Origin of the sequence: Micromonospora sp. DT178, from assembly GCF_049841695.1 — a bacterium.
Lineage (GTDB): Bacteria > Actinomycetota > Actinomycetes > Mycobacteriales > Micromonosporaceae > Micromonospora.
This window is the reverse complement of sequence record NZ_JBNCKV010000013.1, coordinates 100920-114796: the sequence shown is the minus strand read 5'-3', so window position 1 is coordinate 114796 and position 13877 is coordinate 100920. Positions and strand designations below refer to the sequence as shown.

The following is a 13877-nucleotide window of genomic DNA, read 5'->3' as shown; positions in this document are numbered from 1 at the left end:
CGGTCTTTCCCCGCGGTCAGCCGGCGCCGAAGCAGACGAAGGCGGCGGCCGTGGCATGGGCGGCACCGCCGCCGTCGGTGTCGAACGCGCGCTGGGCCTCGGCGAGCGCCACCGCCGGCGCAGCACCGGCACGCATCCGCCGGTGCAGGTCCAGCATCAGCGCGGTGGTCAGGTCGGCCGGGACCGGCAACACGGTGGCGATCAGGCTGCGGGTGCCGAGGGCCAGCAGCACGGCGGTGAAGCCCATCACCTCGTCGCCCGGCCGGACGCCGGAGAGGCCGGAGTCGCAGGCGGAGAGCACCACGCAGCCCGGTGGGCGGGTCAGCCGTTCCAACTCGTACGCGGTCAGCGGCCCGTCGGCCAGCTCCAGTGTGGAGAAGAGCGGGTTGTCGGCGCGGAAGGTGCCGTGCGCGGCGATGTGCGCCAGCCCGGTCCCGTTCAACGCGTCGGTCACCGCGTCGGCGGTGGCAGCGCAGCCGGTGAGGGAGCGGGAGCCGGACAGGGCCGCGCCGAGCTGGCGTACCTCGGTCTCGGCGGCAGGCAGCCGGGGTCCGGCCACCAGCACCGGCGGGCCGGCCGGGACGATCCGGCCGACGGCGCGCAACCAGACCGTCGCCGAGGGCGCCACGGTCACCGGCCGGCCGGCACAGGTCGGCAGGCCCGACCAGGGCACGGCGTGCAGCGCGCCGATCGGGACGATCACCAGTGGCCGGTCGCCCAGCAGCCGGCGTACCGGGTCGAAGAGCTGCCGGTCCAGTGCGGTGGTGGCGAACTCGACCCCGGCCCGGGTGTCGGCTGAGTCGCCGGTGGTGACCAGCCGGCGCAGGCCGAACCGGTGCAGGCGGGCCCGGCCCAGCGCCTCGTCGAGCGGGCCGAGGTCGTGCAGGCTGGTCCGGCCGCCGCGGACGAGTACCGCCCGCAGCCGTGGCCCGTGCGCCACCAGCTCCAGCAGTACGGCGTCACCGAGCGCGGCGGCGAGGGCGCCAACCGTGGGCGGTGCCACCAGGCCGCCGCCGTCCGACTCCCGGGCCCCGCCGTCCGCGCCCCGGGCCAGTTCCCGGATGCGCTGTTCGAGTCGGCCCTGGCTGCGCCGCAGCGCGTGCACGGGATGCCCGGCGAGCAGCGCGTCCTCCAGGGCGGTGCTGACCATCCGCAGCTCGGCCAGGGCGGCGGCCAGCTCGGGGTCCTGGGGCGGCTGCACCGCGCGCATCCGCAGGGCGTTGGCCCGCCAGCGTTCCGCCCAGGCCAGCACCTGGGCGGGCGTGCCGGTGCGGACGGCGATGTCCAGCCCTTCGGCGGCCAGTTCGTGCCCGTACGCGCCGCTGTGCGCGCGTAGCTCGGTGGCGCCCAGGGAGGCCCGGTGCCCGTCGAGCACCGCCAGTCCCCGGCGCAGGGCCCGGGCCGCGCCCCGCAGGTCACCGTCGAGCCGACGACGCAGGGCGAGCGCGTACCAGCCCTGGGCCCGGTGCGGCGCGGTGCCCCGGCGGTGCGCGCGGGCCGCCACCGCCAGCAGCTCGGCCGCCCGGGCGGGCCGGCCCATCGCCTCGGCCAGCCGGGCGGCCTCGATCCGGGTGGTCAGTGCCGGCGACGGCCAGCCGGTGGCGTCGAGCTGCCCGGCGGTTCGCACCATGGCGGTGAGCAGGGCCGTCGACCGGGCGCCCCGGGCGAACTCGGCGCGCAGCTCGACGTGCCGGGCGAAGGCGGCCCAGATGCGGCGTCCCTGGCGGCGGAAGCGGGCCCGGGATGAGGCGGCGGCGGTCGCGGCCGTGTCCAGCTCGCCGGCGAGCAGCGCCGCCCGGGCCCGGGCCAGCAGCGCCTCGGCGAGATCCGAGGCCATGCCCCGCCGCCGCAGCTCCGTCACGGCGGAGGTGGCGACCTCGACCGCCTCGTCGACCAGCGGCACCGAGAGCAGCAGTTCGAACCGGTCCAACAGCAGTGCCGGGCGGGGCACCGACAACCGGCGGTACTCGTCGCCGACGGTGGCGAAGGTGCGCAGCGCGCCCGCGACGTCGCCGCGCTGGCCTGCGGCGATGCCGATGTTCCAGCGGGTGTCGGCGGCGGCCAGGTCGAGCCCGAGCCGGCTGAAGATGGCCGCGGAGCGGAACAGGTCGTCGTCGGCGTCCCGGCTGGTGCCCCGGTGGGCGTTGAGCAGTCCGCGGTTGTTGCGCGCCCGCGCCTCCAGCAGCAGGTCGCCCTCGCGCTGGGCGATCTCCACCGCGATGCCGTAGTCCCGGACCGCCTCGTCGAACCGCCCCCGGTAGTGCAGCACGACGCCCCGCTGCATCCGGGCCCGGCCGGCGTCGGCGCCGGTCAACCGGGGGAGGGCGAGGGTCACCGCGCGTAGCGCCGCGCCGGTGCGTCCGGCGTTGGCCAGGACGTACCCGAGGCTCATCCGGGCCAGTGCCCGCACCCGGGGCGAGTCGGTGACCCGCACCGCCCGGCGCAGGTGCCGTAGTGCCCCCGGCAGGTCGTTGAGTTCCCGCAGGGCCAGCCCGATGGCGCGTTCGGCGGTGGACCGCTCGTCGGCGTCGGGGTGACCGGCGACGAGGACCTGCCGGGCGATCGCGATCGCCTCGCGGGGGTAGCGCTGGACGGCGTCGAGCGCGGCCTGGGCCGGGACGGCACCGGGAACGGCGCTGTCGGCCATGCCAAGAAGAATCCCGCAGTCGCGCTGCCCGGTCAATCGCGTCGGGGTGGACGGGCATCAGTCGCCTGGCCGACGATCAATTGACACCCGACTATCCTTTGAAATAATCGTCCGGTGCCTCGGAGAGCGCTTCCGTAGCCGCCCGGCCCGTCGCCGACCACGCATCTTCGACCGCCTGGAGGACCGGTGCCGTCTGACGACTCCCTCGCGTCGCGCCCGCCCACCGGGTTGTCCCGTCGGCAGGTCGTGGCCTGGTCCACCCTGGCCGCCGCGGCGGCGCCGCTGGGTCCCGTCGGGCGGGGCGGCCCGGCCGCCGCCGGTGAGTCACCCGACGCGGCCTACCAGCGCGTCTTCCTGGAGGCCCTGGCCGCCGACCCCGACCTGCGCAGGTACGCCGTCGAGGGCCGGGAGTTCCTCTACCGGCCCCGGCAGTTGCTGGTGGCCCACCCGGACGTGCAGCGGGTCGTGAGTCGGCTGCGCAGCTACGGCCACCCGGTCACCGAGGGCGTCGGCTTCGGCGGGGTCGCCCGGCTCCGCTTCGCCGCCGAGACCGACATCCCGTCGGTGGTGACCAGGCTCCGCGACCCGCAGCAGTGGCCCGGGCAGCCGGCGCCCCTGGTCCAGCCGCACCACGCCCTGCTCGGCTTCGGCAACATCATGGGCAACCCGGGCGGTCCGCCCCGGGTCGCCGCCGCGCTGCCGGCGCCGGATCCGGCGCGCGTGGGTGAGGGCGCGGGAGTGACGGTGGGGATCTGCGACACCGGCATCTGGCGGCAGGCCGGTTCCCGTCATCCGCAGTGGCTGGCCGGCAGCTATCTTCCCGAGGTCGACGACGAGGACGCGGTCTACGTCGGCGCCGACGTGCTGGCGCTGCAGGGTGGTCACGGCACCTTCGTCGCCGGAGTGGTCCGGCAGGCCGCGCCGGGCGTACGTTTCGATCCCGAGGCCGCGCTGAACGCCACCGGCGTCGGCGACGAGGAGATGCTGGTCGCCGCCCTCGGCCGGCTCGGTCCGCAGGTGTCGGTCGTCAACCTCTCGTTGGGCTACTTCACCCAGGACGACCAGCCCCCGCTGCCCGTGGTCAACGCGTTGGTCGGGCTGCCCGGCAGGGCGGTGGTGGCGTCGGCGGGCAATGCCGGCAGCAGCCGGCCGGCCTGGCCGGCCGCCCTGGACCGGGTCCTGGCGGTGGGCGCGGTGAGCGCCGGCTCCACCGGCCCGGTGCCGGCGCCGTACAGCAGCTACGGGTCGTGGGTGGACGCCTGCGCCCTGGGGGATCGGAGCAGCACCTACGTCAGGGGTCGGCTCCAGTTGCCGGGACAACCGATCCGGTACTTCGACGGCTTCGCCGCCTGGGCCGGCACCTCGTTCGCCACCGGCCACGTCGCCGGCCGGCTGGCCGCGCTGATGACCAGCGCCGGACTCGGCGCGGAGGCGGCCCGAGCCGCGCTGGTCGCCGGCCCGCGCTGGCATCCCGACTACGGCGTACTCGTCGCGTGAGGTCGGCATCGGCGCGCCGGGCGTCGTCCCGGTGAGCGAGCGCGGCACCGTCGGGCTGGTCGCCGCCGCCTCCTGCGGTGACGAGCGGGCGTGGGGTGAGTTGGTGCGCCGCTACACCCCACTGGTGCTCTCGGTGATCCGGTCGTACGGACTCGACCAGGTCGACGCGGCGGACGTCAACCAGACCGTCTGGCTGCGTGCGGTGGAGCACCTGGGGCGGCTGCGGGAGTCGAACGCCCTGCCCGCCTGGCTGATCACCACCACCCGACGCGAGTGTTACCGGCTGCTTCGCCTCGGCCGGCGGACCCAGCCGTTCGACCCGTACGACGACTCGGTCGACGGGCACGTCGGTGCCCACCTGCTGGTGGATCCGGTCACCCCGGACGAGGACCTGTTGCGTGCCGAGCGGCAGCAGGCGCTGCGGGAGGCGTTCGCGCAGTTGCCGCCGCGCTGCCGGGACCTGCTGGCGCTGCTGATGGCCGATCCGCCGGTCAGCTACCGCGAGATCGGCGCCCGGTTGGGCATGCCGGTGGGTAGCGTCGGTCCGAGCCAGGCCCGGTGCCTGCGCAAGCTGCGGAACTGTCCGGCACTCGCCCCGTTCCTCAGGGCGCGTCCCGGCGACGAGGGGAGCGGAGGTGACCGGGATGGAGCCGTGGCCGCCAGCCGCTGACGACGCCCTGCTGGCCGAGTTGAGGGCCGCCCTGCGGGACTCCGGCCCGGTGCCGGAGGAGTTCCTGGCCGCGGCCCTCGCCGCGTTCAGTTGGCGGACCGTCGACGCCGAACTGGCCCTCGCCGAGCTGACCTTCGACTCGGCCTGCGATCCGGAACCGGCCGGTCTCACCCGGTCCGCCGGCTCGGCGCGCACGCTGACGTTCCGCACCGGTGCGGTGGTGGTCGAGATCGAGGTGACCCCGACCGGCATCGTCGGGCAGCTCTCCCCGGCCCGGGGAGGGCGGGTCACCGCCCGGACCTCCGTCGGCCCGTACGAGGAGGTGCCGGTGGACGCGGTCGGCTACTTCTCGATGGGGATGCCGCCCGCCGGTCCGGTCCAGCTCTGCGCCCGCACGGCCGGGTACGCGGTGGCAACCACCTGGGTCACCCTGCGCTGAGCCGGACACCGGACGGGCCCCGAGGACACCGGCCGGACGGGCGGAACGGAGGTCGCGGGCCCCGTCCGCGACCTCCGCCCCTGCCCCTTGCGGGCGCCTACTTGGCCCGCGGGGCCACCGTGATGTCGTACCGCACCCCGCCGAGGTCGGCCCGCGCGGCGCCGGTGGTGTCCGGGCCCACCTGGGTCACGTCGACGGCCATCTTCTCCTGGGTCGGCACGGTCGCCGTGAAGTACAGCGAGAAGGCGAGCCGCTCACCCGGGTTGAGCTCCAGGTTGTCCAGGCTGGCCTGGCCGATGTCGACGATCTCGACCTGGTTGCGGCCCACCTCGCGGACACCCTTGCCGGCCTTGCCGCCCTTGGCCCAGCGCTCGAACAGGGTCGGGCCGAGGTCGGCGACGAGCCGGCCACCGGCGGCCTGGAACGGTGCCCCGGTCTGGCTGAAGACCACGCTGCTGCGGGCCGGCCGGGTCAGCGTGTTGCCGATGGCGAACGGCCGCGTCTGCGCCTGGCCACCGGCGGTCACCGCCACCGAGTCCACGTTGCGCCAGGCGATGTTGTTGTTGTGACGGGTGTTGACGCCGATGTCCGGCCCCTCGAAGGTCATCGGGTCGTTGGGGGAGACCCAGCGGGCCAGCAGGCAGAAGTGACCCGGGCCCGGCACGTTGTCCCACGGGATGGTGACCGAGGTGACGCCCGGGTAGACCGGCACCGCCATCGCGCCGATCTGCGTCCACGCGCCCGGCCAGGCCGCCCCGCCGCCGGGCGTGGTCCGGTAGATCCAGATCGTGCCCTCCTCCATCACGCTGTCGCCGTACGGGCCGGGGTTGCGCAGCTTGATGAAGATGTAGTTCCGCTGGCCGACGATCGGGTTCTGGCTGGTCGCGCACTCGACGGCGGTGTGGCAGACCTTGATGTCCGGGCTCTGCCAGAGCGGGTTGAGCGCGTGCGGTTCGAGCCCCACGTCGGCGGCCGTGTCCTTCATGTACACGTCGACCGCGGCGGCGGTGGCGGGGCCGTCCGCCGGGCCGGCCAGTGGTGCGGCACCGGCCGCGGTGACGGACAACAGCGTCGCCAGTGCCGCGCCGGTGAGCAGGGCGAGCGTCGAACGACGCGCTCTTCCTGCGAGTCTGGTAGACACATTTCCTCCCGATGATGGGGGATCGCCGTTCGCCCCGAGGTGGTGGCGTGGGCGGGTGGACATCCTTACGGAGTCCGATCGATGCGAGTAGATACATCTGCCGCCGGCGGGTGATGTCAGATGGTGGGAGTTGCCGTCAAGCCGGCGAAAGCCGCACAGCGCTCGGATGCGCGCTCAACTGCGTCGGTTGATGACCGCGAAGGCGGTCGCCCCGACCAGGATCTCCGCCAGGATCAGCAGCGCCAGCATCATCTCGACCGCGGCGCCGAGCCCGATCGCGATCCCCGCCGCACCGGTGAGCGGTAGCGCGAGCAGCCCGAGCACGGCCAGGGCGCGGGTGAGGACGGCGTCGTCCCGCTCGTCACCCGACTGGGACCACGCCCGCTCGAAGGCCGTCGTGCGGTCCGGTCGCCTGCTGAGCCGCCACGCCATCACCGCGACCCCGATCAGCCCGACCGCCGCGCCCAGGAGGAAGCCCACTCCCATGTTCCCGGGCGCGTGCTCGCGCAGCAGCAGGCCCACGGCGATCAGCAGCGCCACGATCGCCATGCCGACGCCGAGAGCCAGGGCCCTGCGCCTGTCCGTGTGTCGATCAGTCGACATGGAAGATCTCCTCGACGGTGCGGTGGAAGTGGCGCGCGATGGCGATGGCCAACGGCAGGGAGGGGTCGTAGCGGCCGTTCTCGATCGAGTTGATCGTCTGTCGCGAGACGCCCAGCGCCTGGGCCAGCTCGCGCTGGGACAGCCCGGTGGCCAGCCGGAGCGCGCAGAGGTCGTTCTTCATGAACACCCCCTGATGTCAAGTGAGCTTGTCGCGACAAGCGTGCTTGACACTCTCCGGGATTGTCAAGCTCGCTTGTCTCCGGTGAGGGCGCGCCGGCCCGACCGACGCCCTGTGGCGACGTTCCGGCCGGGACCGCGGGCGACGGCCCGCTCACTGTCCGATGGCCGACGCGCTACTGACTGCCACGGCCCTTCGGGTGCTACCTCTTCGCGGGCGTTCGGCCGACCGGGCCGGGCCGGCAGAGCGAAGGAGCCCTCCACATGTTCCCGTTTCCCGACGAAGCGACCAGGAAGGCACTCGATCTCGGCCGGCGCGAGGTGTTCCAGACCTACCGGGTGCTGATGGCCTGCGAACTGCAGCGGCTGCGGCCCGTCGTTCGGGCACTGCCGGCGGGGCTGCGCCGCGACCGGTTGACCGCCCGGCTCGACAAGGTCGCCGCCCTGGCCGTCGGGACCTGGCTGCAGCAGATCTCGGAACGCGGCGCGACGATGCACCAGGCGGCCACCCTGTTCAAGGAGGTGCAGGACTCTCTCGACGGGGTCGTGCCCTCCGTCGTCGGCAATCCCCACCTCACCGCCGCTCTGGACGAACTGAAGACCAGGATCGTCGACGTCATGGACGACGACAGGAGTCCCACGCACGTCGCCGTCAACACCGCGTTCGCGCGTCTGTTCGGGTCCACCTCATCGGTGGCCAAGGCGCGTTTCGCGCAGACGGTCACGGCCCTGCGGGCGCTGCTCACGCGCACCGACGGCCGACGGTCGGGATTCGTGTGCAACCTGTCGCTGCCCGACGGGATGGGCGCCCTGGCCAGCGGTCAGGGCGACACCGCCATCATCAACGTGGGTCGCTCCGCGCTCGACGGGACGATGCACCTGTGGGAGCTCGCCGCCACGCTCGTGCACGAGGGTACGCACACCCTGGCGGACAACCCGACGGTCGACATCGTCTACCGCCACCGCAACGCCGCCTACTACCTGCAGGGCCAGATCGCCCTGCAGAACGCCGCCAACTACGAGCAGACCGTCTACGAGGCGTTGGGCGAGGGCGGCCCGTTCCCCACCGACGCCGAGGTGGCCGCCATGCGGGGCCGCAGCGCGCCCCGGATGGACTCGCTGCACACCGTGCTCGCGTCCCGCATCACCCGTGCGTGGGTGCGCACCTACGACTTCACCTGCCTCGACTTCGCCAGGGCCGACCTGCCCAAGCCGGTCGCTCTCGTGCTCACCGACCTGCCGCAGGACCGGGCGTACGCGCCGTTGACCAAGGCGTACATGGAGGCACTGCACGCGGCGATGCTGGCGCTGATGCGGGCGGAGGAGCGGCTGGTGGTGCGGGCCGAGCCGAAGATGCTGAACCACTCGACGGTGATCAACTCGGACGGCACCATCCGGTTCACCATCAACTCCGACCTTGCCGCTCAAACTTCCATGGCCCAGCTCCTGCACTGGATGCTCGACGAGCTCGTCGCCGAGGCGAAGTGCCAGATCCCCAAGGACACGGCGCAACTGCTGGCCCTGATCCTGGGCATCGAGAAGTTCGACCGGGACAACGTGCACGACGTGCTGAACGACTTCTACGGCTCCTTCCACTGAGCCGCGGCCGCGCCGCCCCGGCGACGCCTGGCGGTGGGTCGACTCGATGCCGCCCCCCGTGACGCCGGGGGCGTACCCATCGACCACAATCGGAGGCCGTCAGCGTCCACAGTCGAAAGGACACGAGTGAAACGCCGCCTTCTACACGCCCTGACGGTCGCGACCGTCGTCTTCTCCGGTACGGCCGTGGTAGCCGCGCCGGCCTCGGCGAGCGACGCGTGGGGCATCGTCTGCAACCTCCGGCAGAACACCTGGCTGCGCGCCGAGCCGCACGGACACGTGCTGCTCACCCTGACTGCCGGGCGCGGGTTCCGCTGGCACGGTCAGGTCTCGGCCGTCGACGACGACGTCTGGATCTACGGCCACGGCGCTGAGAACCCGTCCGTGGACGGTTGGGTCCCGGCCGGCAACACCACCTGCTGAACCGGCACCTCCGCAGGGGCGGCCGCCGCGCGCTGCCGTCCCGTCGCAGAGCGACGGCCGGGATCCGCTGACCACGCCGATCCCGGCTGTGCGCCGAGCCTGGGCACCGAACGCCACCGCGGCGCCGACCCGATCGGGTCGGCGCCGCGGGTGGTTCCGGCGCAGCCCGCTTCGGCACGCCACCGACGGAGGTTCCTGTGCGAAAGTAAGGCATGACAAGGCAGAGCGACGGTTACGTGATCCGGGCCGGCCGCCCCTCCGACGCACCCGAACTCGCCGCCCTGCACGCGTTGGTCCAGCTGCAGTGGGTGACCGGCGGAAAGCCGCACCCCGGCATCGCCGCCTGGGTCGAGAGCCTGCTGACCGGCCATCCCTCGGTCGTGCCCGACGACTTCCTGGTCGCCGTGGACCTGGCGACCGGCCGCCCGGTGGCGAGCCTCGTGGGACTCCGGCAGGACTGGAGCGTGGCCGGGGTACGCCTGCCGGTGGCCCAGGTCGAGCTGGTCGGTACGGCGCCGGAGCACCGCGGGAACCGGCTCACCGAGCGGCTGTTCGCCGCGCTGCACGAGCGGTACGCGTCCCGCGGCGTGCCCGTCCAGGTCATCGAGGGGATCCCCTACTTCTACCGGCGGCTCGGCTACGACTACGCCCTCGCCAGCGGCGGCGCGCCGGCGGTGCCCGCCGCCGCACTGCCGGCCACCGGTCAGGACCGGCCGGGCGACCCCTCCGACGGCCTGACGCTGCGCTCGGCGACCGCCGCGGACGCGGGTGCCCTAGCCGACATCGACCGGCGGCTGGCTGACGGTGACGCCCTGGTCTGCCGAGGGACGCGGGGGTGTGGCGGTACGAGATCGCCGGACGCCGTCAGGCGGACCTCGCCCGGCGCGTCGTCGCCGTCCTGGTCCGAGGCGCCGAGGTCCGTGGATACCTGGTGCACGGTGCCCGGCTCAACGCCGCCGGCGAGCTGGCCGTGTTCGCGGCGGCCTGTGCGCGTACCGCCGACTGGCCGCGGGCCGCCGTAGCCATGCACGCGTACCTGGCCCGGATCGGTCGAGGGTACGAGGCGGCGGCGGGTCAGCCGTTCGTCGCGGTCTGCCCCGCGCTCGACCACGGGCACCCGCTGGCGCGCCTCGGCCCGCCGGGCGTACCGAGGCGGCCCAGAGGCTGGTACGTCCGCACCGGCGATCCGGTAGAACTCCTCGCACGGCTGGTGCCGCTGCTGCGGGCCCGTTGGCGCGCGGCCGACCTGCGGTGGCGTGAGGCGACGCTGACCATCGACATGTACGGCCGCGCCGCCCGGCTGATGTTCATCGACGGCGAGCTGACGGCGGTGACGGCAGTGCGCGGCACGGTCGGCCCGGCCACCGACCCGGCGACCCACGCCGCCGTCCCGCCGGGCGCTCTGCTCCAGCTCGCCCTCGGCAACCGCACCCTGCCCGAGGTGCTGGACGCCTGGCCGGACTGCCTGCTGCGGGACCGCCTCACCGAGCACTTCCTGACGGTGGCGTTCCCCCGGGTGCCGGTCCGCGTCTGGCCCCGCAACTGAGCAGGGTGCGGTCGCCGCCGTACCGGAGGTCGCGGCTGTGCTGACACCTGCCGCCGACCTTCCGGAGGCCCGCGCCGTCGGGACCGGCGTGGCTACCGGGGCGGCAACACGCAGAACTCGTTGCCGTCCGGGTCGGCCATGACCACCCAGCCGACCTCGCCCTGACCGATGTCGATCCGGGTGGCCCCCAGGGAGAGCAGCCGGTCGACCTCCGTTTGCTGATCGCCGTCAGCAGGCGGGGCGAGGTCGAAGTGCAGGCGTTGCTTGCCGGTCTTCGGATTCAGCGGTGGGCCACCCCACGTGATCTTCGGGCCGCCCAGCGGTGAGCGGATCGCGGTCTCCTGGTCCTGGTCCCAGACCAGCGGCCAGCCCAGCGCTTCGCTCCAGAAGTACCCGACCTCCTGCGAGCCGTCGCAGGCCAGCGCCCCGACGAATCCGCAGTCGGCGAGGAAGTTGTTGCCCGGCTCGATGACGCAGAACTCGTTGCCTTCGGGGTCGGCGAGCACCACGTGACCCTCTTCGGGGCGCTGGCCGACGTCGATGTGCCGTGCGCCTAGTTCCAGCGCCCTGGTCACCGTCTGCTGCTGGTCCTCAAGGGATGCGCTCGTCAGGTCGAAGTGCATCGGGTTCGGGCCGCCCTTCGACCGCTCGGTCGGAAGGAAGCGGAGTCGGAACCCGGTGTCGTCACTGGGCAGCAGCGCGACACCGTCGGGTGGAGCGTCGGCCATGTCCCAGCCCAGGACCCCGGACCAGAACCGGGCGAGACGCGGAGGTTGGTGCGCATCGAAGCTGAGCGCGAACAGGTGGCACGTCATATTCTGCGCATCTCCGATCGGCGGTGTGACCGCTGTCGACAGGACGCCTTGCCGGCGCGTAGGTCGGGAGCCTAAGGGCGGGCCGGCGGCGTCCGCAGCCGAGTATTCGACGCCGCCGGTCCCGCCGGTCACCTCGCCGCTGTCGGCGGATGGCGCCGAGTTCAGGAGGGCGACGGGACCTGCTGCCAGAGCGGGGAGATCCGGGCCCGCGCGAATCGCCAGCCGGTCGGCGTGCGTGCGGCGGTGTAGCGGGCCTCGACGCCGGCGGTCCGGTGCGGCGCCTCGCCCCGGTGGAAGAAGTACACGAGCTGATGGGTGCCGACCTCGGCGTGGTCGCCGTCGAGATCCACCACCACGTCGGTGTTGAAGTGCTGGGTCAACTCCTCCTCCGGGCTGGTCCGCCGTACGACGTCGACGATCTCGTCGATGCCGCGCAGGGCCCCGCGCGGGCTGCTGGTCTCGGCGTCCGGGGTGTAGACGGCCCGCAGGTCCTCGAAGCGCCGCTCGTCCAGTGCCCGCGCGAGCCTGGCGACCAGTTCGGCGATCTCGGCGCGGTCGGTCACGTGTGACATCTTGATCCTCCGTATCGTTGGTGCGGCCAACGGTATGGCAGATCGTTGGCGCCGCCAACGTCCTGTTAGCATGGTCACCCGTGGAACCGACACCGGACCGTCTCGCCACGAAGGCGAGCTGGCTCATCACTCAGACGGCCGTGCACGCGAGGCGGTTCGTCTCCCAGGGGTTCGCCGCCGCCGGCGCGCGGGGCTACCACTACCGGGTGCTCGCCGCGTTGCGGGAGTTCGGCCCCGCGAGCCAGGCGGAGTTGGGGCGGCGCTGCCGCATGGACCGCAGCGACGTCGTCGCGGCCGTGACCGAGCTGGAGGGGGAGGGCTTCGTCGGGCGCAGCGCCGACCCGGCGGACCGCCGACGCAACATCGTCACCATCACCGAGGCGGGCGTCCGGCAGCTCCGGCGGCTTGACCGCGCGCTCGACGACGTGCAGGACGAGTTGCTCGCCCCGCTGTCGGCCACCGAACGGCAGGCCCTGGTCGCGTTGCTCGGCAAGGTGCTCGACCACCACGGCGGCGCACCGACATCGTGATCAGCCGCCCGTAGAGCTGCACCGCCGCCCGGCCCGACGTCGTCGGTCCGCCGCTGCTGGACCCGCACCGCCATGCCCACCACCATGTCGGGGCCGACTGTGGCCGCCGACGGCCCCGGTGTGACCTAGATCATCGACTTGTCTCCCGCGGGACCACGAGCGACCGTCCGCGGCGCGTTCGGACCGGCCGGACCTGCGACTTTCGCGGATCGCGTCCTCTCGTACCGCCGACCCCGGTTCGGCTGACCGGCCGATGGGTCGCTGTCGTGTCGGTCACTACTGTTAGCGTGCCCTCGTTGTCGATCACGGCCGATTCCTCACGAAATCTGGCTGTTCTGCCACTGCGGAGGGTATTCCTGATGGGCTGGCTACCGGTGGGGGACTCGTACGAGATCTCTCTCGTGGACGGAAAGGTGGCGGCCCGGTCCATCGGCCCGCGGGCCGGCGGCCGTCCGCTGAAGACTCTGCCGAAGGCGCTGCGGGACGACCCCGAGGTCGACCGGCTGCGCCAGCTCGCCCAGTGGCTGGACCGGCACGCCGCGGAATGCCTGGCCCGGGTCGACGCCTGGGTGGTGTCCTCGCTGCCGGTGCCGACCGGGCTGCTGGCCCGGGTCTGGCCGGATCCGGCCTGGCAGGACGCGTTGCGCGACCTCGTGGTGCTCGGGGACGACCCGGCCGAGCCGGGCTTCCTGCGCGACGTCACCGACACCGGCGACCTGCGCGTGGTCAACCTCGACGGGGAGACCGTCCGGCTCTCGCCGGTCAGCGCCACGCTGCCCCACCCGGTGCGCCTGCCCGAGCTGGCCGACCTGCGCGAGTTCGCCGACGAATTGGACGTCACCCAGCGGATCGAGCAACTGCACCGGGGCACCTGGGGCAGACCCGACGACCTGAAACAGCGCGACACGACCATCACCGACTTCCGCGGCGCCACCGTGCCGAACCGGCTCGCCGCCCGGGCCGCCACGCTCGGCTTCCGGGTCTCCGGGTCGCAGGTCAAGTGCCGGGTCTGGGAGGCCGGCCGCACGGTCGAGGCCGCCATGCGGTTCGACGAGGACTACTGGGACTCGGAGGCGACCCTGGGCAACCTCTCCTGGTCGGTGGTGGACGGGCCGACGTTGCGGTTGACCGAGGTCGGGCCGGTGGCCTGGTCGGAAGGAATGCGGATGGCGACGGCCCTGTCCGGCGCCGTGACCGGAACGGGGAAGAAGGCGTGAC

The 13877-nt window shown here is 73.4% G+C and carries 13 protein-coding genes and 1 pseudogene; 8 read left to right on the top strand and 6 right to left on the bottom strand.

Features of this window, described 5'->3' with window-relative positions:
• Positions 1 to 16 precede the first annotated feature (16 nt).
• Positions 17 to 2647: a CHAT domain-containing protein gene (locus ACLQ22_RS22675; protein WP_425694085.1), complete on the bottom strand. Its 2631-nt coding sequence runs from the start codon at positions 2645 to 2647 to the stop codon at positions 17 to 19.
• Positions 2648 to 2833: 186 nt separating this feature from the next.
• Here ACLQ22_RS22675 and ACLQ22_RS22670 point away from each other — a divergent pair, with 186 nt between their 5' ends.
• The 3 genes from ACLQ22_RS22670 to ACLQ22_RS22660 are packed head-to-tail and all read left to right on the top strand — an operon-like array spanning position 2834 to position 5253.
• Entirely contained in the window at positions 2834 to 4144 is a 1311-nt protein-coding gene (locus ACLQ22_RS22670) for a S8 family peptidase (protein ID WP_425694084.1), read from the top strand.
• A gap of 31 nt (positions 4145 to 4175) precedes the next feature.
• Positions 4176 to 4814: an RNA polymerase sigma factor gene (locus ACLQ22_RS22665; protein WP_425694083.1), complete on the top strand. Its 639-nt coding sequence runs from the start codon at positions 4176 to 4178 to the stop codon at positions 4812 to 4814.
• Positions 4789 to 5253, top strand: coding sequence for a hypothetical protein (locus ACLQ22_RS22660; protein ID WP_425694137.1), 465 nt, complete (start codon positions 4789 to 4791; stop codon positions 5251 to 5253). Before ACLQ22_RS22665 ends, ACLQ22_RS22660 begins: the two co-directional genes overlap by 26 nt.
• Before the next feature lie 97 nt (positions 5254 to 5350).
• On the opposite strand, the gene ACLQ22_RS22655 is transcribed toward ACLQ22_RS22660, so the two are convergent.
• The 3 genes from ACLQ22_RS22655 to ACLQ22_RS22645 form a co-directional block, all read right to left on the bottom strand.
• Positions 5351 to 6394 carry a hypothetical protein gene (locus ACLQ22_RS22655; RefSeq protein WP_425694082.1) on the bottom strand — a complete coding sequence of 348 codons (1044 nt, stop codon included), beginning with the start codon at positions 6392 to 6394 and terminating at the stop codon, positions 5351 to 5353.
• A gap of 174 nt (positions 6395 to 6568) precedes the next feature.
• Entirely contained in the window at positions 6569 to 6997 is a 429-nt protein-coding gene (locus ACLQ22_RS22650; RefSeq protein ID WP_425694081.1) for a hypothetical protein, read from the bottom strand.
• Positions 6987 to 7178 (bottom strand): helix-turn-helix transcriptional regulator, encoded by a 192-nt coding sequence (locus ACLQ22_RS22645; RefSeq protein WP_121399264.1) that lies wholly within the window; start codon positions 7176 to 7178, stop codon positions 6987 to 6989. Before ACLQ22_RS22645 ends, ACLQ22_RS22650 begins: the two co-directional genes overlap by 11 nt.
• Positions 7179 to 7438: 260 nt before the next feature.
• Here ACLQ22_RS22645 and ACLQ22_RS22640 point away from each other — a divergent pair, with 260 nt between their 5' ends.
• The 3 genes and pseudogenes from ACLQ22_RS22640 (at position 7439) to ACLQ22_RS22630 (ending at position 10742) form a co-directional block, all read left to right on the top strand.
• Positions 7439 to 8773 carry a hypothetical protein gene (locus ACLQ22_RS22640; RefSeq protein WP_425694080.1) on the top strand — a complete coding sequence of 445 codons (1335 nt, stop codon included), beginning with the start codon at positions 7439 to 7441 and terminating at the stop codon, positions 8771 to 8773.
• 126 nt (positions 8774 to 8899) lie between these two features.
• Positions 8900 to 9196, top strand: coding sequence for a hypothetical protein (locus tag ACLQ22_RS22635; protein ID WP_425694079.1), 297 nt, complete (start codon positions 8900 to 8902; stop codon positions 9194 to 9196).
• Positions 9197 to 9408: 212 nt separating this feature from the next.
• Positions 9409 to 10742: pseudogene (locus ACLQ22_RS22630) on the top strand (GNAT family N-acetyltransferase).
• Positions 10743 to 10834: 92 nt separating this feature from the next.
• Here the strand turns inward: ACLQ22_RS22630 and ACLQ22_RS22625 are convergent.
• Together ACLQ22_RS22625 and ACLQ22_RS22620 are read right to left on the bottom strand one after the other, a co-directional pair.
• The gene (locus ACLQ22_RS22625; protein WP_425694078.1) at positions 10835 to 11557 is read right to left on the bottom strand and encodes a VOC family protein; all 723 of its coding nucleotides are present in this window, start codon (positions 11555 to 11557) and stop codon (positions 10835 to 10837) included.
• A gap of 161 nt (positions 11558 to 11718) precedes the next feature.
• Positions 11719 to 12129 carry a nuclear transport factor 2 family protein gene (locus ACLQ22_RS22620; RefSeq protein WP_425694077.1) on the bottom strand — a complete coding sequence of 137 codons (411 nt, stop codon included), beginning with the start codon at positions 12127 to 12129 and terminating at the stop codon, positions 11719 to 11721.
• 80 nt (positions 12130 to 12209) lie between these two features.
• On the opposite strand from ACLQ22_RS22620, the gene ACLQ22_RS22615 reads away from it, so the two are divergent.
• Together ACLQ22_RS22615 and ACLQ22_RS22610 are read left to right on the top strand one after the other, a co-directional pair.
• Positions 12210 to 12659, top strand: coding sequence for a MarR family winged helix-turn-helix transcriptional regulator (locus ACLQ22_RS22615; RefSeq protein WP_425694076.1), 450 nt, complete (start codon positions 12210 to 12212; stop codon positions 12657 to 12659).
• Positions 12660 to 13018: 359 nt separating this feature from the next.
• Positions 13019 to 13876, top strand: coding sequence for a DUF4132 domain-containing protein (locus ACLQ22_RS22610; RefSeq protein ID WP_425694075.1), 858 nt, complete (start codon positions 13019 to 13021; stop codon positions 13874 to 13876).
• Position 13877 lies beyond the last annotated feature (1 nt).

Coding starts and splice junctions, on each gene's coding strand:
- ACLQ22_RS22675 (WP_425694085.1), bottom strand. CDS start 2,647: ATGGCCGACAGCGCCGTTCCCGGTGCCGTCCCGGCCCAGGCCGCGCTC.
- ACLQ22_RS22660 (WP_425694137.1), top strand. CDS start 4,789: ATGGAGCCGTGGCCGCCAGCCGCTGACGACGCCCTGCTGGCCGAGTTG.
- ACLQ22_RS22650 (WP_425694081.1), bottom strand. CDS start 6,997: ATGTCGACTGATCGACACACGGACAGGCGCAGGGCCCTGGCTCTCGGC.
- ACLQ22_RS22645 (WP_121399264.1), bottom strand. CDS start 7,178: ATGAAGAACGACCTCTGCGCGCTCCGGCTGGCCACCGGGCTGTCCCAG.
- ACLQ22_RS22640 (WP_425694080.1), top strand. CDS start 7,439: ATGTTCCCGTTTCCCGACGAAGCGACCAGGAAGGCACTCGATCTCGGC.
- ACLQ22_RS22625 (WP_425694078.1), bottom strand. CDS start 11,557: ATGACGTGCCACCTGTTCGCGCTCAGCTTCGATGCGCACCAACCTCCG.
- ACLQ22_RS22620 (WP_425694077.1), bottom strand. CDS start 12,129: ATGTCACACGTGACCGACCGCGCCGAGATCGCCGAACTGGTCGCCAGG.
- ACLQ22_RS22610 (WP_425694075.1), top strand. CDS start 13,019: ATGGGCTGGCTACCGGTGGGGGACTCGTACGAGATCTCTCTCGTGGAC.